Annotated in this window: 17 protein-coding genes; 12 read left to right on the top strand and 5 right to left on the bottom strand. The window is 69.0% G+C overall.

The genetic code is table 11. From position 1 onward, the window contains the following. Positions 1-33 precede the first annotated feature (33 nt). The 5 genes from ruvB (at position 34) to ACFQ36_RS10395 (ending at position 7,108) form a co-directional block, all read left to right on the top strand. Complete coding sequence (ruvB, locus tag ACFQ36_RS10415) at positions 34-1,110, top strand: Holliday junction branch migration DNA helicase RuvB (RefSeq protein ID WP_377013310.1); 1,077 nt, start codon at positions 34-36, stop codon at positions 1,108-1,110. Between the two features lie 188 nt (positions 1,111-1,298). Continuing rightward, a complete protein-coding gene (yajC, locus tag ACFQ36_RS10410) occupies positions 1,299-1,694 on the top strand; it encodes a preprotein translocase subunit YajC (protein ID WP_377013314.1) in 396 nt (131 codons plus the stop codon). Positions 1,695-1,850: 156 nt separating this feature from the next. After that, positions 1,851-3,572: a protein translocase subunit SecD gene (gene secD / locus ACFQ36_RS10405; protein ID WP_377013308.1), complete on the top strand. Its 1,722-nt coding sequence runs from the start codon at positions 1,851-1,853 to the stop codon at positions 3,570-3,572. Then, positions 3,572-4,576, top strand: a complete 1,005-nt coding sequence (gene secF / locus ACFQ36_RS10400; RefSeq protein WP_377013306.1) for a protein translocase subunit SecF — start codon at positions 3,572-3,574, stop codon at positions 4,574-4,576. Before secD ends, secF begins: the two co-directional genes overlap by 1 nt. Positions 4,577-4,894: 318 nt before the next feature. Beyond that, positions 4,895-7,108 (top strand): RelA/SpoT family protein, encoded by a 2,214-nt coding sequence (locus ACFQ36_RS10395; protein WP_377013312.1) that lies wholly within the window; start codon positions 4,895-4,897, stop codon positions 7,106-7,108. A gap of 9 nt (positions 7,109-7,117) precedes the next feature. On the opposite strand, the gene ACFQ36_RS10390 is transcribed toward ACFQ36_RS10395, so the two are convergent. The 3 genes from ACFQ36_RS10390 to ACFQ36_RS10380 all read right to left on the bottom strand — a co-directional run bounded on the left by ACFQ36_RS10390 (position 7,118) and on the right by ACFQ36_RS10380 (position 10,177). Next, positions 7,118-7,732, bottom strand: coding sequence for a type IV toxin-antitoxin system AbiEi family antitoxin (locus ACFQ36_RS10390; protein WP_377013305.1), 615 nt, complete (start codon positions 7,730-7,732; stop codon positions 7,118-7,120). A gap of 125 nt (positions 7,733-7,857) precedes the next feature. Continuing rightward, positions 7,858-9,291 (bottom strand): DUF349 domain-containing protein, encoded by a 1,434-nt coding sequence (locus ACFQ36_RS10385; RefSeq protein WP_377013303.1) that lies wholly within the window; start codon positions 9,289-9,291, stop codon positions 7,858-7,860. Between the two features lie 85 nt (positions 9,292-9,376). Continuing rightward, positions 9,377-10,177, bottom strand: coding sequence for a peptidylprolyl isomerase (locus tag ACFQ36_RS10380; RefSeq protein WP_377013301.1), 801 nt, complete (start codon positions 10,175-10,177; stop codon positions 9,377-9,379). Between the two features lie 504 nt (positions 10,178-10,681). Here ACFQ36_RS10380 and hisS point away from each other — a divergent pair. Then, entirely contained in the window at positions 10,682-12,037 is a 1,356-nt protein-coding gene (hisS, locus tag ACFQ36_RS10375; protein WP_377013299.1) for a histidine--tRNA ligase, read from the top strand. Here hisS and ACFQ36_RS10370 read toward each other — a convergent pair. Beyond that, the gene (locus ACFQ36_RS10370; protein WP_377013297.1) at positions 12,015-13,256 is read right to left on the bottom strand and encodes an APC family permease; all 1,242 of its coding nucleotides are present in this window, start codon (positions 13,254-13,256) and stop codon (positions 12,015-12,017) included. The genes hisS and ACFQ36_RS10370 overlap by 23 nt on opposite strands. Before the next feature lie 229 nt (positions 13,257-13,485). On the opposite strand from ACFQ36_RS10370, the gene aspS reads away from it, so the two are divergent. After that, positions 13,486-15,279: an aspartate--tRNA ligase gene (gene aspS / locus ACFQ36_RS10365; RefSeq protein WP_377013296.1), complete on the top strand. Its 1,794-nt coding sequence runs from the start codon at positions 13,486-13,488 to the stop codon at positions 15,277-15,279. Positions 15,280-15,514: 235 nt separating this feature from the next. Beyond that, on the top strand, positions 15,515-16,927 hold the full coding sequence (locus ACFQ36_RS10360; RefSeq protein WP_377013294.1) for a replication-associated recombination protein A: 1,413 nt from the start codon (positions 15,515-15,517) through the stop codon (positions 16,925-16,927). Positions 16,928-17,000: 73 nt separating this feature from the next. On the opposite strand, the gene dtd is transcribed toward ACFQ36_RS10360, so the two are convergent. After that, positions 17,001-17,453 carry a D-aminoacyl-tRNA deacylase gene (gene dtd, locus ACFQ36_RS10355; RefSeq protein ID WP_377013292.1) on the bottom strand — a complete coding sequence of 151 codons (453 nt, stop codon included), beginning with the start codon at positions 17,451-17,453 and terminating at the stop codon, positions 17,001-17,003. A 255-nt stretch (positions 17,454-17,708) separates the two neighbouring features. On the opposite strand from dtd, the gene rpsD reads away from it, so the two are divergent. The 4 genes from rpsD to alaS form a co-directional block, all read left to right on the top strand. Then, positions 17,709-18,335, top strand: coding sequence for a 30S ribosomal protein S4 (gene rpsD / locus ACFQ36_RS10350; protein WP_377013290.1), 627 nt, complete (start codon positions 17,709-17,711; stop codon positions 18,333-18,335). A 174-nt stretch (positions 18,336-18,509) separates the two neighbouring features. Then, positions 18,510-18,893, top strand: coding sequence for a DUF948 domain-containing protein (locus tag ACFQ36_RS10345; protein WP_377013288.1), 384 nt, complete (start codon positions 18,510-18,512; stop codon positions 18,891-18,893). 24 nt (positions 18,894-18,917) lie between these two features. Beyond that, on the top strand, positions 18,918-19,130 hold the full coding sequence (locus tag ACFQ36_RS10340; protein ID WP_377013287.1) for a DUF6167 family protein: 213 nt from the start codon (positions 18,918-18,920) through the stop codon (positions 19,128-19,130). 115 nt (positions 19,131-19,245) lie between these two features. Further along, on the top strand, positions 19,246-21,692 hold a 2,447-nt coding region (alaS, locus tag ACFQ36_RS10335), incomplete at its 3' end, for an alanine--tRNA ligase (protein WP_377013285.1).

The following is a 21,692-nucleotide window of genomic DNA, read 5'->3' as shown; positions in this document are numbered from 1 at the left end:
CGGCCCGCCGGCCGGCGGCGGGGGTGAAGTAGCGTGGCCGGGCGGGACCGGGAGTCGCTCGTGTCCGCGGCCGGCGAGGCCGAGGAACGGGCGCTGGAGGCGGCACTGCGGCCGAAGAACCTGGACGACTTTGTGGGCCAGGTGCGGGTGCGCCGGCAGCTCTCGCTGGTGCTGGAGGCTTCCCGGATCCGCGAACGCACCGCCGACCACGTCCTGCTTTCCGGTCCGCCCGGGCTGGGTAAGACCACGCTGGCCATGATCATCGCGGCGGAGATGAATGCGCCGCTGCGGATCAGCTCCGGGCCCGCCATCCAGCATGCCGGGGACCTGGCCGCGATCCTGTCCTCGCTGACCGAGGGCGAGATCCTCTTCCTGGACGAAATCCACCGGATGTCCCGCCCGGCCGAGGAAATGCTCTACATGGCGATGGAGGACTTCCGGGTGGACATCGTGGTGGGCAAGGGCCCGGGGGCCACGGCGATTCCGCTGGACCTGCCGCCGTTCACGCTGGTGGGGGCGACGACGCGGGCCGGCCTGCTGCCGGGCCCGCTGCGGGACCGGTTTGGCTTTACCGGGCACCTGGAGTTCTATTCCACCGCCGAACTGGAACTGGTGCTGCGCCGCTCGGCCATGCTGCTGGACCTGAAAGTCAATTCCGCCGGCTTTGCCGAGATCGCCGGCCGGTCCAGGGGGACTCCGCGCATTGCCAACCGGCTGCTGCGCCGGGTGCGGGACTGGGCGCTGGTGCACAAGCTGGAGGAAATCGACCTGCATGCCGCGTCCGCCGCGCTGGATATGTACGAGGTGGATGCCCGCGGGCTGGACCGGCTGGACCGTTCGGTGCTGACCGCCCTGTGCACCAAGTTCAACGGCGGGCCGGTGGGCCTGTCCACCCTGGCAATCGCCGTCGGCGAGGAAACCGAGACGGTGGAAACCGTGGCCGAACCGTACCTGGTGCGCGAGGGCCTGCTTGGGCGGACGCCGCGGGGCCGGGTGGCCACCGCAGCAGCGTGGGAGCATCTGGGCATGGTGCCTCCGGCCGGGGCCGTGTTCGGGGAGAGCCTCTTCGCGCTCACCGAGGCGGGCGAGCCGGATCTCTTCGAGGAGTAGGGGCCGGGGCGGGTGCCGGCCACAGCGCAGGCTGCGGGACGGCGGCCAATGCGGCCATGCCGGTTCCGGGGATGCGTCCGCGTAGAATGGAGAGGATTACCCCAGACTCTGAGGAACGGAACAACCCTGTGTTCGTAAACGTCTTGTCCGCCAATACCGCCCAGCCGCAGTCCGGGGGCATCGACTTCATGACGATCGCGCTGTTCGTCATCTTCGGCCTGCTGATCTTCACCATGTTCCGCAAGCAGCGCAAGGTCCAGTCCCAGATGCGGGAGAAGGCCGAGCAGATGAAGGAAAAGCTGCTTCCGGGCACCCAGGTCATGACGCAGTTCGGCCTGTACGGCACGGTGGTTTCCGTGGACCGTGACGAGAACAGGGTCGTCATGGAGCTCTCGCCCGGCAACACCGCCACGGTGCACCTGCAGGCCGTGACCGAGGTGCTCGAGCCCGCTGCCGGGACCGCAGGGACCGTGGTGCCGGACGATGCCTCCAGCCTCGCCGGCACGGACGCGGAGGCTATCCGCACCGAGACGCCCGAGGAGACCCTCAAGCGCCTGAACGACGAGAAGGACAACGGAAAGTAGCAAGGCCCGGCCAGGCCTGTACCGGGGCAGGCCGGATCCCGGTCGGCTTCCAACCGCCGGGCATCCGCCGGGCGGGGGAGTCCTCCCTCACCCGGCGGATGCTGCAGTGTCCGCCCGGGCTCGTCCCGGCACCAGCCGATGAAAGAAAGACCATCCATGGCACGATTGCGTTCCACCACCGCAGCCAGGCGGACCCTCATCTGGCTCTGCGTCCTGTTTGTTGCCTTGACCGCGGTCCTGGCCGGCGGAGTCCTGTCCGGCAAGGCCAGCTGGGCGCCCAAGCTTGCCCTGGACCTCGAGGGCGGCACCCAGATGATCCTGGCGCCGAAGGTGCAGGGGGGCGGGGACCAGATCTCGGCCGAGCAGCTGAATCAGGCGGTGGAGATCATCCGCCAGCGCGTGGACGGTTCGGGCGTGGCCGAGGCGGAGATCAGCACCCAGTCCGGGCGCAACGTCGTCGTCAGCCTGCCGGGCGTGCCGGACACCAAGACCCGCAACCTGATCCAGGCCTCCGCCAACATGGAGTTCCGCCCGGTGCTCGTGGCCGCCGCCGGTGCGGCCGTGCCGGCGGAGAGCCGCACGCCCAAGGACCAGCTGCCCAAGCCCACCGCCAAGCCGACCAATGCCAGCGATGAGAACTGGGTCACCGCGGCGCTGTACCAGGAGTTCGAGGCAAAGAATTGCCTGGACCCGGCGGCCGCGGCCGAGGTGAAGGAAGACGACCCGGCCAAGCCGATGGTCGCCTGCGAGCCGGGTACCGGCACGAAGTACATCCTCGGCCCGGTGGAGGTGCCGGGTACCGATATCGCCTCGGCCAGCTTCGGCCAGGTTCGCGGCAACCAGGGCCAGAGCCTGAACCAGTGGGCAGTGAACATCGAGTTCAATGCCGAAGGGACCGCGGCCTTCAAGAAGGTCACCGAGCGGCTGTTCAGCCTGACCGGGGCACAGAACCAATTCGCCATTGTGCTCGACGGCCAGGTGATTTCCGCGCCGACCACCAACGCCGTCATCCCGGACGGCAAACCGCAGATCACCGGCAACTTCACCGAAGACTCCGCCCGCGTCCTGTCGGAGCAGCTCAAGTACGGCGCCCTGCCGATCAGCTTCGAAATCCAGAGCGAGCAGCAGATCTCCGCGACCCTGGGGGCCGAACAGCTGAGGATGGGCCTGCTCGCCGGCCTGATCGGCCTGCTGCTGGTTGCCGTGTACTCCTTCTTCCAGTATCGGCTGCTGGGCCTGGTGACGATCGCCTCGCTCGTGGTGGCCGGCGGCTTGACGTACCTGGCCATCGCGCTGCTGGGCTGGACCGAGAACTACCGGCTGTCGCTGGCCGGTGTGGCTGGTCTGATCGTGGCCATCGGCCAGACCGCCGACTCCTTCATCGTCTATTTCGAACGCATCCGTGACGAACTGCGCGACGGCCGGGGCCTGGTCTCCGCCGTCGACAACGGCTGGAAGCGGGCCAAACGCACCGTGCTGGCCTCCAAGGCCGTCAACCTGCTGGCCGCCATAGTGCTGTACTTCGTGGCGGTGGGCAACGTGCGCGGCTTCGCCTTCACCCTGGGCCTGACCGCGGTGGCCGACCTGCTGGTGGTCTTCCTCTTCACCCACCCGGTGATGGTGCTGCTGGCCCGGACCCGGTTCTTCGGCGAAGGCCACCGGCTCTCCGGCCTGGACCCGCGGCTGCTCGGCGCGGTGCCGCTGTACCGCGGCGCGGGCCGGCTCCGCCAGCCCACGGAAGCGCGGCTGAAGGTGCGCAGCAAGAATGCCGGGGCCGCCGCCGAGGCGGTCCGGCGCCAGACCATCGCCGAGCGCAAGGCCGAACAGCAGCGTGAGGCCAGTGCCGTGGGCCGCGGCACGGACAAGGAGAGCAACTAATGCCCAGTTTGGCAACCTTCGGTAACGAGCTTTATACCGGGAAGCGCTCCTACGATTTCGTCGGCAAGTACCGGCTTTGGTTCCTGATCGCCGGAATCGCCATCCTGGCCTCGATCATCGTGCCGCTGGTCAAGGGTGGCTTCAACCTGGGCATCGAGTTCCGCGGCGGCTCCGAGTTCACCGTTTCCCAGACGGCCAGCACCGAGGTGTCCAAGGGCGAGCAGGCGGTCGCCTCCGTGGTTCCCTCCGCCGCCCCGCGCGTGACCAACATCGCGCCGAACACCATGCGGATCCAGACGGACCGGCTCAGCGATGACGAGACGCTGGCCGTCCGCGATGCGTTGGTCGATGCCTACGGCGTCAAGGCGGACCAGGTGACGTCCACCTTCGTGGGGCCGACCTGGGGGGCCGACGTGACCCGGCAGGCGGTCTGGGGGCTGGTGGTCTTCGTCCTGCTGGCCGCGGTGCTGATGGCCGTATATTTCCGGACCTGGAAGATGTCCGTGGCCGCCCTCACCGGCCTGGTGGTGGTCATGCTGGTCACCGCCGGACTGTATTCGCTCAGTGACTTCGAGGTGACCCCGTCGGCGATCATCGGGTTCCTGACCATCCTCAGCTATTCGCTCTACGACACGGTGGTGGTCTTCGACAAGATCCGCGAGAACACCGAGAACATCGAAACCTCGACGCGCCGCACCTTCGCCGAGCAGGTCAATCTGGCCGTCAACCAGACCCTGGTGCGGTCCATCAATACCTCGGTGGTGGCCGTGCTGCCGGTGGCCGCGATCCTGTTCATCGGTGCATACCTGCTCGGTGCCGGAACGCTCAGGGACCTGTCCCTGTCGCTGTTCATCGGCATTATTATCGGCACGCTGACCACGATCTTCATCGCCGCGCCGATGTACGCGTGGCTGCGCGGCCGCGAACCGGAACTGGTGGCGCAGGCGAAGAAGGTCGCGGCACGCCGCGCCCAGGAGCCGGCGGATACGGCCGCCGCCGGCTGACGGGCGCCCCGGACCGGCCTGCGGCTTCATCGAACGGCACGCACCGGTGTCCGGCAGGCGGCGGGCGGGCATAGACTAGAACGATCGGATGTTGCAGCAGTAGGTGGGCGACGGCCCGGATGATCTGTCATCGCAGGGCTGCGCCGGAAAGCGGGGCACTTGTTGACTGAAAAAACCGGATCCCAGGAGCAGGTTGCCGGTACCGGTGCCAAACCGGCAACCGAGGCCGCCCCTGCGCCGTCCGGCCCGGCTGCCGCGGCCGCCACGGTGCCGGAGGGCGCTGTCAGGCCCTCGTTCCCCGGCCGCCGCGAGCGGACCATGTCCCGCCTGGCCCGGCTCACCGGACGTGCTCCGGCGGGCTATTCGCCGATCCTCGAACCGCTGCTGCGGACCGTCAGGGCCAACAATCCCCGCGAGGACTTCGACCTGATCCAGCGCGCCTTCGTGGTGGCCGAACGCAGCCACCGCGGGCAGAAGCGCAAGAGCGGGGACCCGTACATCACCCATCCGGTGGCCGTGGCGACCATCCTGGCCGAACTGGGCATGACCGGCACCACGCTGGCCGCGGCGCTGCTGCACGACACGGTGGAGGACACCGACTACACGCTGGACCAGCTGCGGGCCGAGTTCGGTCCGGAGGTGGCCATGCTGGTGGACGGCGTCACCAAGCTGGACAAGGTCCAGTTCGGGGACGCGGCCCAGTCGGAAACGGTGCGCAAGATGGTGGTGGCCATGGCCAAGGACATCCGTGTCCTGGTCATCAAGCTCGCGGACCGGCTGCACAACGCCCGCACCTGGCGCTTTGTCTCCCCGGAGTCTTCGGCCCGCAAGGCCCGGGAGACGCTGGAAATCTTTGCCCCGCTGGCTCACCGCCTGGGCATGAACACCATCAAGTGGGAGCTGGAGGACCTCTCCTTCGCCGCCCTGCACCCGAAGGTGTACGACGAGATCGTGCGGATGGTCGGGGAGCGCACCCCCGAGCGCGAGAAGTACCTGACCATGCTGCGGACCAAGATCGGCGAGGACCTGCGGGCCGTAAAGATCAAGGCCACCATCACCGGCCGGCCGAAGCACTATTACTCGATCTACCAGAAGATGATCGTCCGCGGCAAGGACTTCGACGACATCCACGACCTGATGGGCATCCGCGTGCTGGTGGACACCGTCCGCGACTGCTATGCGGCCCTGGGCGCCCTGCATGCGCGGTGGAACCCGCTGCCCGGGCGGTTCAAGGACTACATCGCAATGCCGAAGTTCAACATGTACCAGTCCCTGCATACGACGGTAATTGGACCCGGCGGCAAGCCGGTGGAGATCCAGATCCGCACGCACGAGATGCACCGGCGGGCCGAATACGGGGTGGCCGCGCACTGGAAGTACAAGGACGCGGCGCGGGGCGGCACCGCCGACGGCGGGGACATGGGCTGGCTGCGCAGCCTGGTGGACTGGCAGCAGGAAACCAGCGACCCGGCCGAGTTCCTGGATTCGCTGCGGTTCGAGATCAACGCCCGCGAGGTCTTCGTCTTCACGCCCAAGGGCGAGGTAATGGCACTGCCTGCCGGCTCCACCCCGGTGGACTTCGCCTACGCCGTGCATACCGAGGTGGGACACCGGACCATCGGCGCCCGGGTCAACGGCAAGCTGGTGCCGCTGAACAGCGAGCTGAACCACGGCGATTGGGTGGAGATCTTCACGTCCAAGGCCGAGGGGGCCGGTCCCAGCCAGGACTGGCAGAACTTCGTCAAGAGCCCGCGGGCGCGTAACAAGATCCGCCAATGGTTCACCAAGGAACGCCGCGAAGAGGCGATCGAAAAGGGCAAGGACCAGCTCACCCGGGCCATGCGCAAGCAGAACCTGCCGCTGCAGAAGATGATGACCCACGACGCGCTGACCGCGGTGGCCCAGGAGCTGCACCACGCGGACATCTCGGCGCTCTACGCGGCCGTGGGGGACGGGCACACCTCCGCGCAGAACGTCATCGAGCACCTGGTGGCGCTGCTCGGGGGCGCCCCGGAGCCGGAGGAACTTCCGACCCGGGTGTCCGCGCCCAAGCGGCCCAAGTCCGCCGATGCCGGGGTCACCGTGGTCGGGGCCGGCGCCGGGGATGTCTGGGTCAAGCTCGCCCGCTGCTGCACGCCGGTGCCGCCGGATCCGATTGTCGGCTTCGTCACCCGCGGTTCCGGCGTCTCCGTGCACCGCGAGGACTGCCGCAATGTCAGCCATCTGCGCGACGAACCGGAGCGGATGGTCAACGTCGCGTGGGCGCCGACCCAGTCCAGCGTCTTCCTCGTGGAGATCCAGGTCGAGGCGCTGGACCGCAAGAGCCTGCTCTCCGACGTGACGCGCGTGCTGGCCGAAAACCAGGTGAACATCCTCTCCGCCACGGTGCACACCTCGAAGGACCGGCTGGCGATTTCCCGTTTCGCCTTTGAAATGGGGGATCCGAAGTACCTGAACTATGTGCTCAGCGCCGTGCGGCGGATCGACGGCGTGTTCGACGTCTACCGCACCACCGGCTCCCAGCGCCGCTGACACCGGGCCTCACCGCCCGGCCAGGCGCCCGAGGACGCGCTCGATCCGGGCCAGGGCCTGGCGTTTGCCCGGCAGCCGGCTTTTGGCCAGCAGTGCCTGCCGGATGTAGCGGAGCGGACAATCCAGGTCCCGGTCCGCCGAGAGCGCGAGCAGCGCCGGGACCGCTGCCTCCTCGGGGGCGTGCAGGGCGATGTCCAGAGCGGTGCGCTGTGCCGTGGTCACCGGCACTCCCGCCACGACGGCGGTATCGAACGGTCCCAGCGATACCTCATGGATGGCGGCAGTGCGGCAGCGCCCCTGCGAGGTGGTGCGGAAACGGTGGTCCAGCAGTACCGACACCTTCTGCGGCGGCGGTGCACAGCCGTAGACCCAGGCCGCGGTCAGCCGCCCGATCACCACCTTGCCGCGGATCTGCTCCGGCAGGGCGGCCCGGGCGGCCTGTGCCCGGTGGCCGGCCGTGACCGGCTCGCCGGCGGCGACATAGGCCGGACCGAAGACATGCTCGACCAAGCCGTCCAGCCGCATGGCACGCAGCTCATTGTGCGTGTGCACCCGTCCCGGCTGCAGGACCAGGACCGTTCCAGCGCCGGCCGCCCTGTCCCGGACGGCTGGCACCGCGTTCATCGGCGGGACCATGCCTGCCAGCTTGCCAAAGACCGCAGGGCAAAGAGGGGAGGCAGAGCCGCCTTGTGGAAAATATCCCCAAAGCGGCCCCGCCTCCCGCCATGTGTAGGACGGGAGCCGCTGCGCTAGGCGAAGTCCTCGGCGGCCTTCTGCAGCGTTGCCAGCCACTGCCGGCGCGCTTCGAGGGCTTCACGCGCCGCGGCGATCTTGCGCTCGTCACCGTGCTGCTCGGCCTTCGCCAGATCCGCCTCGAGCGACTCGATCGCCGCCTCCAGCTGGTTCAGCGCGCTGCTGGTCCGGGCTTGGGTTTCCGGGTTGGTGCGGCGCCAGTGCTCGTCCTCGGCGGCCTTGACGGCGTCCTCGACCTTGCGCAGGCCTGCCTCGATCCGCTGCATGTCGGCCCGCGGGACCTTGCCGGCCTCTTCCCACCGGTCCCGGATGGACTGCAACGCCTTCTTCGCGGCAGCCAGGTCCGTGATCGGCAGCAGCGACTGGGCCTCGGCCAGCAGGGCCTCCTTGACCACCAGGTTGGCGGCATACTCCTGGTCCAGGGCGTGGTTGGCGGCCTGCCGGGCGGAGAAGAACTTGTCCTGGGCGGCCCGGAAACGGGCCCAGAGGGCGTCGTCGTCCTTGCGGCTGGCCCGCTTGGACGCCTTCCACTCGTCCATCAGGTGCCGGTATTCGGCAGCCGTCTGGCCCCAGTCCGTGGACGTGGACAACTCCTCGGCCCGGGCGATCAGCGCTTCCTTGGCTGCCTTGGCGGCGGCGTTGTCGTTATCCAGCTGGCTGAAGTACGCGCGGCGGTGCCGGTCGAAGACGGTGCGGGCGGACCGGAAACGCTTCCACAGCGCGTCCTCGGTGCTCCGGCCCAGCCGGACGCCGTTTTTCTGCGCGGCCTTCCACGCATCGAACAGTTCGTTCATGCGGGCACTGCTGGACTTCCACTGCACCGTGGCCGGGTCCTTCGCGGCGATCTGCTCGGCCTCGGCCACGATGGCTTCCCGGGCGGCCAGCTCTGCCGCGCGGATGGCCTCCTGCTCGGCCTTTTCGTTCCGCTGCAGCTGGGCAATGGCACCGGCGAGGGCCTCCAGCCGCGCCTGCAGCGCCGGGACGTCGCCGACCATATGCCGCTCGGCGATTTGTTCCTGCAGGTGCGAGAGCGTTTTGTTCATGTCCGCGGCCGGAGCCTTGGCTTCCACGCGCTGCTCCAGCAGCGCGATCTGCGCCGCGACGTCGTCGTACTTGCGCACGAAGTAGGACAGCGCCTCCTCGGCGGAAGCGTCCGGGTAGTGGCCCACGGGGTGTTCATCGCCGTCAATGAGCAGGAAGACGTGGCCGTCCTCGGACACCCGGCCCCACTTGGCGGCTTCAGCCAGGGGCGTCGACTGCACCACCGGTGCGGGCACCACAGGCAGGGACGCCGCCGGCTTCGGTGCCATTGCCGCAGGGGTGGGCCGGGGGCCGGGCGCCGGCTTGGCCGCCTCGCCGCTGCCGGCCGTCTGCCCGGCTGCGTCGGTGGTGTAATTGATTGTTTCGTCGGATTTCTGACTGTTGGTCACCGCTAAAACTCTTTCGCTTGTCGGTTGGTGCCACCGTCCCGGTGCGGCACCAGGGGAGCCTGTTGGGATCCGGGTTGCCTGCCGCCTACCCTGTGCTCTCGGTCAAGGTAAACGACTTAATTGATACCGGTATCTTAGGCGCTCCGTCCCGGCTGCCGGATTCCTTTACGCCGCCTTCCGCAATCTTGCGGAGCACGTCCATGCCTCCGGTCACCCTGCCCATGATCGTGTAGCCGCCCGTTTCCTGCGTAATGGTGCTGTCCTTCCACGTGATGAAGAACTGCGTGCCGTTGCTGGAAGTGCTCTGCCCGCGGGCCACGGCGATGGTTCCGGCCGGGTAGGAGCCGTCCGCCGGGTTATTTTCCACCGGGCCCCACTGGTAGTCCGGATCCCCGGCGCCGGTGCCGTCCGCGGAGCCGCACTGCAGCACCCCCATGGCCGCGGCGGTGGTCAGCCGGTGGCAGGTCTTGCCCGTAAAGAATCCCTCGCCGGCCAGTGTGGTGAAGACCGCCACCGCCTGCGGAGCCTTGGCGCCGTCGAGGCTGACCCGGATATTGCCCTCGTTGGTGGCCAGCGTGCCGGTGAAGGTCTTGTCCCGGGCAAGATCCACGGAGGGAATGGCCGCACTGTTTCCGGGCGAGGCAGCGGCGGAAGCGCCCGGCACCTGCAGGCCCTCCTCCGCCGTGCGCAGCTGCTCCGCCGTGGGGTTGGTGCCGAAAACCGCCAGCTGCAAAACGAACCCGGCGACGACGGCGGCAGCCAGTGCGATGCCGCCGGCCAGGTTGTCCCGCCGGCGCCGCCTGGCCTGGTCCGCGCGCAGGGCGCGCAGGGCCTCCATCTGCGCGATCCGGCGGCGCATCTGCCTGTCCGGCCGGTTTGCTGCCACTGGCCCTCCTCGCCTTGACATCCTCCCCGCCCCGCAGGGCGGGGGTTCCCGGCGCGGGCCGGGGCGGTTCCTACTTCTTCGAAGAGTGCACGCCCGCCGCCGCGGGGGCCCGCCTGAGTTCTTCTCCGTAGGCCGAGTGTCCCCCGGCAATAAGTTCGTTCACGGTCGCATTGCAGCCGCGGCCGGGCACCACTTCGGGACTGCGTACACAGGTCCACGTCCTGACGGATAGTTCCTTCCTTCCCGCCCACAGTACCGCAGCGGCCGCACCGCCTCATGGAAGGGCGGAACTTGTCCGTGGCGACGTGCTCCCGGCCGCGCGCGGCGGCCTTCCGGGAGGGCACGGAGGGGAAGGGGCCCCACCCGGCGTCATGGACGGTTCATCCCCGCCCCGCAGGGGACAGGGCTTTCCCGGCCCCTGCGGGTAAACTGAACCAGCAGCAGCCAGTCTCTGCACTGCCCGCACCTTTCCCGGTTCCAGTTCTTTTAAGGAGATACTCCCGCATGGCACGCAAGGCCTCCCTGTCAGGTTTCCCTGAATGGCTTCCGCAGGAAAGGCTTGTCGAGCTGCATGTGCTGGACACCCTGCGGCGCACCTTCGAGCTGCACGGCTTCTCCTCGATCGAAACACGGGCGGTGGAGACCATCGGCCAGCTGCTGCGCAAGGGCGAGATCGACAAGGAGGTCTACGGCCTGCACCGGCTGCAGGCCGAGGAGGACCCCGGGGCGCCGGACCAGGACAAGCTGGCCCTGCACTTCGACCTGACCGTGCCGTTCGCCCGCTACGTGGTGGAGAACGCCGGGTACCTCCCGTTCCCGTTCCGCCGTTACCAGATCCAGAAGGTCTGGCGCGGCGAGCGCCCGCAGGAGGGCCGCGCCCGCGAATTCACCCAGGCCGATATCGACGTCGTCGGCGACGGCGAGCTGCCGTTCCGCTACGACGTCGAACTGGCGCTGGTGATGGCCGAGGCGCTCTCTGCGCTGCCGATCCCGGACTTCAGGATCCGGGTGAACAACCGCAAGCTCGCCGAGGGCTTCTACCGCGGCATCGGCCTGGACGATACCGCCGGGGTGCTGCGCAGCATCGACAAGCTGGAGAAGGTGGGCCCGGAGAAGGTCGCCGAGCTGCTCCAGGAGGAGCTCGGTGCCACCCCGGAGCAGGCCAAGGCGGCGCTGCAGCTGGCCGGCATCCGCACCGAAGATACCTCGTTCGTGCCGCAGGTGCGCGCCCTGGGCGTCGAAAACGAACTGCTGGAAGAAGGCCTGGCCGAGCTGGAACAGGTGATCGGCGAGGCCTCCCGCCGTGTGACGGGCAAGGTCGTCGCGGACCTGAGCATTGCCCGCGGCCTGGACTACTACACCGGTACCGTCTACGAGACCATGCTGGTGGGCCACGAACACCTCGGCTCCATCTGCTCCGGCGGGCGCTACGATGCGCTGGCCGTCAAGGGCAACCGCAAGTTCCCCGGGGTCGGGCTCTCGATCGGCGTCACCCGGCTGGTGATGCGCATCCTGGGCCAGGAGCTGGCGACCGCCTCCCGCCAGGTGCCCACCGCCGTGCTGGTCACCTTGGCCAATGATGAAAGCTGGTCCGAGGCACAGGACGTGGCCGCCGAGTTGCGCAGCCGTGGGATCAGCGTCGAGGTGGCCGCCAAGGCGGAGAAGTTCGGCAAGCAGATCAAGTTTGCGGACCGCCGGGGCATTCCGTTCGTCTGGTTCACCGGCCAGGCCGACGATGGCACCGTGACCCACGAGGTCAAGGACATCCGCTCCGGTGAACAGGCACCTGCGGATCCCCGGGTATGGACGCCGCCGGCCGATGACCTGGCGCCCCGGATCACCGCAGCCGGGAGGGACTGAACACCGCCCGCCCGATCACGCCCACGGCCAGCACCCCCGCCATCGTCAGCACCGAGGCCGGCGGGAGGGTGAAGGCGAGGATCAGGCAGCCGGCCAGCCCCAGCCAGTTGAGGGCCTTCGGCGCGTGCCACGGCCGCTCGGTGAGCGTGAGGGCCGCGGCATTGGTGACCGCGTAGTAGATCAACACGGCAAAGCTGGAAAAGCCGACCACAGCCAGCACGTCCTGGGTCAGCAGCAGGCAGATGACGACGGCGGCCACTGCCACCTCCGCGAGCCAGGGCACCTTGAAGCGCTGGCTCACCGAGGAGAGGGCATGGGGCAGGTCCCGCTCCCGTGCCATGGCCAGCATGGTCCGCGAAACCCCGGCAATCAGGGCCAGCAGCGCGCCCAGGCAGGCCAGCGCGGCGGCGACGGCCAGCGCCCCGGTACCGATTCCGCCCCGGACCCTTTCCATGACGGCATGCAGCGGGGTGGGCGTGGTGGCCAGCAGTTCCGGGCCCATGAAACGCAACAGCCCGGCCCCCAGCAGGAAGTACAGGATGAAGGTGACCGCCAGCGCCGCCGTGATGGCCAGCGGGATCAGCCGGTGCGGCTCGCGGACTTCCTCGCCCATGGTCGCGATGCGGGCATAGCCGGCGAAGGCGAAGAAGAACAGTGCTGCGCCCTGCAGCACGCCGTAAGGCGTGACCGCCAGCGCCCCGGCCCCGCTGCCGGCGGGCGGTTCGCTGAAGGCGACCACAATGACGAAGACCAGCACCGCGGCCACGATGGAGATGAACCAGCGGGTCATCCACGCGGTCCGGGTCACGCCCAGCAGGTTGATCCCGGTGAGCACGATGACGGCGGCCACCGCCACCGCCGTGGCGTAGGCGGGGGCCACGTAGAGCCCGAAGGCCAGGGCCATCGCGGCGCAGGAGGCGATCTTGCCGGTGACGAACGCCCAGCCGGCCAGGAAGCCCGGCCATTCGCCCAGCCGTTCCCTGCCGTAGACGTAGGTGCCGCCGCTGGTGGGATAGACGGCGGCCAGTTGGGCCGAGGCGGACGCGTTGCAGTAGGCGACCAGGCCGGCGATCGCCAGCGAGAGCAGGAGCCAGTTGCCGGCCGCCGCGGCGGCCGGTGGATAGACCACGAAAACGCCGGCGCCCACCATCGACCCGACGCCGATGGTGGTGGCGTCGACGCCGCCGAGCCTGCGTTCCAGGGAAGATTCACTGCTCACAGATGGGCCCCCCGCTCCTCCGGCGCCGGACCGGCCGCCTGCCTCCCGGCGTCGTACTGCCGGCGCCGGGAGGCACCGTGTGGGGCGGCGGCGCGATCAACGGTAAACTCTTTCAGGACTTGTTTATACCCACTCTAGCCACCTCCTTTCGGGTCCCGGGCGCACGGCCCGGTTCCAGCCGGTTCCAGCCGGTGGCTTGGCTTTCGAGGGTTCTACTGGAAGGAATGCTGTGCTGCGCACACATGAACTCGGCTCGCTGCGGGCCGAGCACATCGGACAAACCGTCACACTCGCCGGGTGGGTGGCCCGCCGGCGCGACCACGGTGGTGTTGCGTTCCTGGACCTGCGCGATGCCTCCGGCATCGCGCAGGTGGTGGTCCGCGAGGAGGACGTCTTCCACGGCCTGCGCAACGAGTATGTCCTGCAGATCAAGGGCACCGTCGAGAAGCGGCCCGAGGGCAACGAGAACCCGGCCCTGGCCACCGGCGAGGTCGAGGTGATCGCCGAGGACGTCGTGGTGCTCAACACGGCCGACCCGCTGCCGTTCCAGGTCGACGAACACGTGGAGGTGGGCGAGGAGGCCCGGCTGAAGCACCGCTACCTGGACCTGCGCCGCCCGGCGCCGGCGCGGAACATCCGGCTGCGCTCGGAGGCCAACCGCGTGGCCCGCGAGCTGCTGCACGACGAGGGTTTCGTGGAGATCGAAACCCCCACGCTGACCCGGTCGACCCCGGAGGGCGCCCGGGACTTCCTGGTGCCGGCCCGGCTGGCCCCGGGGTCCTGGTACGCGCTGCCGCAGTCCCCGCAGCTGTTCAAGCAGCTGCTCCAGGTGGGCGGGTTCGAGAAGTACTACCAGATCGCCCGCTGCTACCGCGACGAGGACTTCCGCGCGGACCGCCAGCCCGAGTTCACCCAGCTGGACATCGAGGCCAGCTTCGTGGACCAGGACGACGTCATCTCGCTGGGCGAGCGGATCGTCCAGGCGGTGTGGCGGCTGATCGGCGTCGAGATTCCCACGCCCATCCGGCGGATGGCCTACGCAGAGGCGATGGCCAGGTACGGCACGGACAAGCCCGACCTGCGCTTCGGGCTGGAGCTGACCGAGCTGACGGAGTTCTTCAAGGACACCACCTTCCGCGTCTTCCAGGCCCCATACGTGGGCGCCGTGGTCATGCCCGGCGGTGCCTCGCAGCCGCGCCGCACCCTGGACGCCTGGCAGGAATGGGCCAAGCAGCGCGGGGCCAAGGGCCTGGCCTACGTGCTGATCCAGGAGTCCGGCGAACTGGCCGGCCCGGTGGCCAAGAACCTCACGGACTTCGAACGCGAGAACCTGGCCGGCGCGGTGGGCGCCAAGCCGGGTGACTGCATCTTCTTCGCCGCCGGGGACCATGCCCACTCGCGCGCCCTGCTCGGTGCGGCCCGGGTGGAGATCGGCCACCGGACCGGGCAGATCAACGACGGCGACTGGGCCTTTGTCTGGATCGTGGACGCGCCGCTGTTCGAGCCGGCCGCCGCCGCCGAGGAATCCGGCGACGTCGCCGTCGGCAGCGGAGCCTGGACCGCCGTGCACCACGCCTTCACCTCGCCCAAGCCCGAGTTCATGGACACCTTTGACAAGGATCCGGGCAACGCCCTGTCCTACGCCTACGACATTGTCTGCAACGGCAACGAGATCGGCGGCGGCTCCATCCGTATCCACCAGCGCGACGTCCAGGAGCGCGCCCTGGCGGTCATGGGCATCGACGAGGAGCAGGCGCGGAGCAAGTTCGGCTTCCTGCTGGAGGGCTTCAAGTACGGGGCCCCGCCGCACGGCGGCATTGCCTTCGGCTGGGACCGGGTGGTCCAGCTGCTGACCGGCTCCGAGTCCATCCGCGACGTGATCGCCTTCCCGAAGTCCGGCGGCGGCCACGACCCGCTCACGGACGCCCCGGCCCCGATTACCGAACAGCAGCGCAAGGAAGCCGGCGTGGACTTCAAGCCGAAGCCCAAGGAAAAGCCCAAAGCCGAAGCCAACCTCGCCTAGCAAAATCGGTCAGCAGATGTCCTCTGCTGACAAAAGTGGTCAGTAGACGTCCTGTTTGGGCATTTGCTGGCCACTTTTGTTTCCTGCCCCGCAGCCACCGGGAAGGCGGCCCCGTCCGTGCCGTCCCGATGCACCTGGGTCCGCGGCAGCAATCTTCCAGCCGCTGCAGGTGCAGGACGGTTTTTCCCGGGGGACAGCATCTGCTGACCAATTTTTTCCCGAGTAGCCTTGGTGGGTGAGTGATTTGTTCAGCGTCGCCGACGAAGAGCCTTCGGTGGACCCTCATGCCCCTTCCGAATCCGGCCGGCAGTCCGCGGACCGGCCGCGCAGTCCCTTGGCGGTGCGGATGCGGCCGCGGACCTTGGACGAAGTGGTGGGCCAGCAGCATCTGCTCCAGCCAGGTTCGCCGCTGCGGCTGCTGGCCGCCGGCGGGAGCGGCAGCGGCCCGGCCGGCCCGTCCTCGGTGATCCTGTGGGGCCCGCCGGGGACCGGCAAGACCACCTTGGCTCACGTGATCGCCCGCGGTCCCGGCCGCAGGTTCGTGGAACTCTCCGCCATTACGGCCGGGGTCAAGGACGTGCGCCGGGTCATGGACGAGGCGCTGACCGCCCGCGACCTGCATCGGATCACCACTGTGCTGTTTTTGGACGAGATCCACCGGTTCAACAAGGCCCAGCAGGACGCGCTGCTGCCGGGGGTGGAGAACCGCTGGGTGGTCCTGGTGGCGGCGACCACCGAGAACCCGTCGTTTTCGGTGGTTTCCCCCCTGCTCTCGCGGTCCCTGCTGCTCACGCTCAAGCCCCTGACCAATGCGGACATCGAGGCGCTGCTGCTGCGCGCCGTCAAAGACGAGCGCGGGCTCGCCGGCCGTGTCCGGCTCTCGGACGAGGCGCTCGAGCACCTCGTCCGGCTGGCCGCCGGGGACGCCCGCCGCGGGCTCACGGCGCTGGAGGCTGCCGCCGGCGTCGCCTGGGGCGAGGCGGACGACGTCGACGGGACCGGCGGCGGGGCGGTCGCCGTCGAACTCCAGCATGCCGAGCGGGCCCTGGACGTTGCCGCACTGCGCTACGACCGGGCGGGGGACCAGCACTACGACGTGGCCAGCGCCTTCATTAAGTCGCTGCGCGGCTCGGACGTGGACGCCGCCCTGCACTATCTGGCCAGAATGCTCGAGGCGGGGGAGGATCCGCGGTTTATCGCCCGGCGGATCGTCATCTCGGCGGCCGAGGACGTGGGCATGGCCGATCCCACCGCGCTGCAGACCGCCGTCGCCGCCGCCCAGGCGGTCCAGCTGATCGGCATGCCCGAGGGCCGGATCGTGCTGGCCGAGGCGGTGGTCCACATTGCCACCGCGCCGAAGTCCAACGCCGCCTACAACGGCATCAACGCCGCCATCGCCGACGTGCGGGCAGGCCGCGGGCAGGGCATTCCCGCCCACCTGCGCGACGCGCACTATCCCGGGGCCGCGCAGCTCGGCCACGGCAAGGGCTACGTCTATGCGCACGACGAGCCGCACGGCATTGCCCGGCAGCAGTACCCACCGGACGACCTTGTCGGGCGCAACTACTATGAACCCACCGCGAACGGGACCGAACGCGAGATCGGCCCCCGGCTGGAACGGCTGCGGAAAATCGTCCGCGGAACCTGAGCCCGGGCGGGAAATGACCGCCAAATGCCGGAACGCGGCATCTGCTGACCGGTTTTTTTGGGGGGAGCGGGGGTTAGGCGCGGCGCGGGGTGGCGAAGTCGGCGGTGTCGAGGCTGATCGTGAACGGCCCGTCGTTGACCAGGGACACCTGCATCATCGCCCCGAAGCGCCCGGTTTCCACCGTGGCGCCGAGCTCGCGCAGCGCCGCGACGAAAGCCTCCAGCAGCTGCTCGCCCAGTTCCCCGGGGGCGGCTGCGGACCAGGACGGGCGGCGGCCGCGCCGGGTGTCCGCGTACAAGGTGAACTGGCTGACCACCAGCAGCGGCGCGTCCACGTCCGCGCAGGAGAGTTCGCCGGCCAGGATGCGCAGGTTCCAGATTTTGGCCGCCAGGGCCCGGGCGTCCTGCCCGGTGTCCGTGTGGGTGGCCCCGGCCAGGACTACGAGTCCGGGACGGTCGATGGCGGCGATGACTTCGCCGTCGACACTGACGCTGGCATGGGTGGCCCGCTGGAGTATCGCTCGCATCCTCCCAGCCTAGCCGCAGCTTCGTCTCCGGCCGCCGAGGGCCCCGGGGAGCCCCGCAGGGACGGCAGCGCGGTGATGCTAGAATTGTTCGCTGACTGGCAAGCCGTCCGGCTCAGTGCCCGAATCCACGTGGTTTTTCCAAACACCGGGTGGTTTTGTGCGCGCGGACGGTTGTAGCTCAAGGTAGCGGTCGACCAACGCTCTCCAGCACGGAGGCCAGCAACATCACATCACCGCATGATTTGGAAGGACATCGTGGCTAACAACACACGAGCCCGCCGCAAGGTGCGCATCTCGCGCGCGCTTGGCATTGCCCTGACCCCCAAGGCCGAGAAGTACATGGAGCGCCGCCCGTACGCTCCCGGCCAGCACGGCCGCGCCCGCCGCAAGCAGGACAGCGACTACGCCGTCCGCCTGCGCGAGAAGCAGCGTCTGCGCGCACAGTACGGCATCCGTGAGGCACAGATGACCCGCCTCTTCGAAGAAGCCAAGCGCACCAAGGGCCTGACCGGTGAGAACCTGGTCGAGCTGCTGGAAATGCGTCTGGACGCCCTGGTGCTGCGTGCCGGTTTCGCCCGCACCATCGCCCAGGCCCGCCAGCTGGTGGTGCACCGCCACATCATGGTTGACGGCGCACGCGTGGACCGCCCGTCCTTCCGCGTGTCCGAGGGCCAGCTGATCCACGTGCACAGCCGCAGCGAGGTCATGGCGCCGTTCCAGGTGGCCGCCGCCGGTGCGCACCGCGACGTGCTGCCGAACGTTCCGCCGTACCTGGACGTGCAGCTGGAGAAGCTCCAGGCCCGCCTGGTCCGCCGCCCCAAGCGCGCAGAGGTCCCGGTGACCTGCGAAGAGCAGCTGGTGGTCGAATACTACGCCCGCTAAGCAGCTGCGCCTGACAGCGCAGGGCAGCAAGGACTGCAAAAACTGCATGGCGCGTTAGTGACAGACAGACTGGACAGCCCGCGGCACGCGCCGCGGGCTGTCCAGTAGGTAATGTACTTACTCAGGTGCATCACGCACGGCAGCATCCAGGACTATTCGAAGGAGAGCCCACCCATGTCAGGTGGCGACATCGCCGGTCTCATCGCCGCGGGCGTTTTTGCGGTGCTGGTGGCCCTGCTGGCTATTCCGGTCTGGAAGCTCGGCAGGGTCTTTGACGAGCTCCGCGGCGCCATCCGCGCCATCAGCGACGGCACCACCCCGCTGATCGACGAGGTCACCACCACCGTGACCACCACCAACGAGCAGCTGCGCAAGGTGGACGGCATCGCCGCCAACGTCTCGGATGCCACCGCGAACGTCTCCGCGCTCTCATCCCTGGTGGCCGCGACCGTGGGGTCCCCGCTGATCAAGATTGCCGCCTTCTCCTACGGCGTCCGGTCCGCCTTGACCTCGGGTGCGAAGGGCACGCCCGAGGGCAAGCGCCGCCGCAGCCGCTGAAGACCAGGCCGGAAGGAAGAAGCAGTGAAGAGAGTGATTTGGCTGGCTGCCGGGATAACCATCGGAGTCCTGGCCGTGCGGAAGCTGTCCGAGGCCAGGCAGACCTTCGGCCCCGAGGGACTCAACCGGGCCGTGGGCACGCTGGCGGACAGCATCGCCAACTTCGCCGACGCCGTGCGCGACGGCATGCAGGAGCGCGAGGCGGATCTGCGGGCCGCCCTTGGTGTGGACAAATAGCCGCACAGGGCAGCAGGTACCGCACCATGCGGGCCGCCCCTCCAAATTTTCCGCGAGTATCCTCCGGACCCGCCGCAGGCCGGGCCGGTTCCACCAGAAGGGTTTGTTAGGCACCATGAAGTCCCAAGAGATCGTCCGCCGCTGGCTCGCCTTCTTCGAGAAGAAGGGCCACCACGTGGTGCCTTCGGCGTCCCTGGTTTCGCCGGATCCGTCCCTGCTGTTCACGGTGGCGGGCATGGTGCCGTTCATTCCCTACCTGACCGCCCGGGAAGTGCCGCCGTACCCGCGGGCCACGAGCGTGCAGAAGTGCATCCGCACCGCCGACATCGAAGAGGTCGGCAAGACGGTCCGCCACGGCACCTTCTTCCAGATGTGCGGCAATTTCTCCTTCGGCGACTACTTCAAGGAAGAAGCGATCGCCATGGCCTGGGAACTGCTGACCACCCCGGTGGACCAGGGCGGCTACGGCCTGCCGCCGGAACGGCTCTGGGTCACCGTCTACAAGGACGACGACGAGGCCCTGGCCATCTGGCGCGACCAGGTGGGCGTGCCGGCCGAACGGATCCAGAAGTTCGGCAAGAAGGACAACTACTGGTCCACCGGCCAGCCCGGCCCCGCCGGCCCCTGCTCCGAAATCTTCTACGACCGCGGCCCCGCCTACGGCGTGGAGGGCGGCCCGGCAGCGGACGACACCCGCTACATCGAAATCTGGAACCTCGTGTTCATGCAGTACCAGCGCGGCGAAGGCACCGGCAAGGAGGACTTCGAGATCCTCGGCGAGCTGCCGCAGAAGAACATCGACACCGGCCTGGGCATGGAGCGGCTGGCCATGATCCTGCAGGGTGTCGAGAACATGTACGAAACGGACCAGGTGCGCCCGGTGCTGGACAAAGCCGCCGAGCTCTCCGGCAAGGAGTACACCAGCGCCGAGACCGACGACGATCCGCACCACGCCGACGACGTGCGCATGCGCGTGGTCGCCGACCACGTCCGCTCGGCCCTGATGCTGATTTCCGACGGCGTGACCCCCTCCAACGAGGGCCGCGGCTACGTGCTGCGCCGGCTGATCCGCCGGGCCGTGCGCGCGATGCGCCTGCTCGGCGTCGAGCAGGCCTGCCTGCCGGAGCTGCTGCCCGCCTCCCGCGACGCGATGAAGGGCACCTACCCGGAGGTCGAGGCGGACTTCGAGCGGATCAGCCGGATCGCCTACGCCGAGGAACGCGCCTTCCTGCGCACCATCGCCTCCGGCACCGCACGGCTGGAGGAAGCCGTGAAGGAATCCAAGGCGGCGGGCAAGGCGCTCTCCGGCGAGGACGCCTTCACGCTGCATGACACCTACGGCTTCCCGATCGACCTGACCTTGGAAATGGCCGAGGAAGCCGGCGTGAAGGTGGACGAGCAGGGCTTCCGGAAGCTGATGTCCGAACAGCGCGACCGGGCCCGCCAGGACGCCCGGGAGAAGAAGCTGGGCCACGCGGACACCAGCGTGTTCAAGGACATGCTCGCCGGCGGCGAGACGGTCTTCACCGGTTACGACGAGCTGACCACCGAATCCACCGTCCGCGGCATCGTCAGCGACGGTGCCAGCGTCGGTTTCGCCGGCCCGGGCGACGAGATCGAGCTGGTGCTCAACGAGACGCCGTTCTACGCCGAGGCCGGCGGCCAGGCCGCCGATGTCGGGCTGATCACCGGCGACGGCTTCGTGGTCGAGGTGCTCGACGTGCAGAGGCCGGTCAAGGGCCTGAGCGTGCACAGGGCTGTGGTCCGCGAGGGCGAGCTCGCCGCGGGCGCGCGCGTGGTGGCCGCCGTCGACCAGCAGCGCCGGGCCGCCGGCGAGCAGGCCCACTCGGGCACGCACATCATCCACGCTGCCCTGCACCAGATCCTCGGCCCCGAGGCCCTGCAGCGCGGTTCCTTCAACAAGGCCGGCTACCTGCGCTTCGACTTCGCCTGGGGCGAGGGCATCAGCGACGCCGCCAAGTCCGAGATCGAAGATGTGGCCAACATCGCGATCCGCAACAACTTCCCGGTCGAAACCAGAATCATGAAGCTGGCCGAGGCCAGGGCGCTGGGGGCCATGGCCCTGTTCGGCGAGGCCTACGGGGACACCGTGCGCGTGGTGGAGATCGACGGCGCCTGGTCGCGCGAGCTCTGCGGTGGCACCCATGTGGGTGCCACCAGCCAGGTCGGCAGCCTTACCCTGCTGGGCGAGGCCTCCGTGGGGTCGGGCAACCGCCGGGTGGAGGCCTTGGTGGGGCTGGATGCCTTCCGTCACCTGGCCGCCGAACGCGCGCTGGTGGCCGAGCTGTCCGAAATGCTCAAGGTCCCCTCGGCCCAGCTGCCCGAGCGCATCGCCGGGACGCTGGCCAAGCTCAAGGCCGCCGAGAAGGAACTGGACCGGCTGCGCAAGGAGCAGCTGGCCGCTTCCGCCGCATCCTTGGTCGGCTCGGCCAGGGACGTGGCCGGCGTGCGCCTGCTGGCCCACGACGCCGGCCAGGTCGGTTCGGCCGACGACCTGCGGTCGCTGGCCCTGGACCTGCGGGGCCGGCTGGGCAGCGACGC

Origin of the sequence: Arthrobacter sp. GCM10027362, assembly GCF_042679445.1 — a bacterium.
Classification (GTDB): Bacteria; Actinomycetota; Actinomycetes; order Actinomycetales; family Micrococcaceae; genus Crystallibacter.
The sequence above is the reverse complement of the archived record's forward strand: the minus strand, read 5'-3'. Positions and strand labels throughout refer to the sequence as shown.